Source organism: Photorhabdus sp. RM96S, assembly GCF_042879335.1.
GTDB lineage: Bacteria > Pseudomonadota > Gammaproteobacteria > Enterobacterales > Enterobacteriaceae > Photorhabdus > Photorhabdus kayaii.
The window spans coordinates 1-220 of record NZ_JBHFKT010000317.1 but is presented as its reverse complement, the minus strand read 5'-3'; the positions used below and the strand labels follow the sequence as shown (position 1 = coordinate 220).

Genomic DNA, 220 nt, shown 5'->3' with positions numbered 1-220 from the left:
AGCGATATAATTTCTTGCTGTCTTTTCATAACGGGTGGCGATGCGACGATGCTCTTTGAGTCGACCAAAACATCTTTCTACAACATTTCTTCTTCGATACGTTTTATGGTCAGGGCAACCGCATGAATGATTAAATATCACTCACATTAGCAAAACCCGCCTGTAATACTCGCTCCAAAAATTGGGTTTTCATCCATATTCGTCTACGCTTCGCTTTAAT

General features: G+C 40.5%; 1 pseudogene. It reads right to left on the bottom strand.

Annotated features, from left to right (window positions below):
- Positions 1-99, bottom strand: a pseudogene (locus ACGF49_RS25515) (transposase); the annotation flags it as partial.
- Positions 100-220 lie beyond the last annotated feature (121 nt).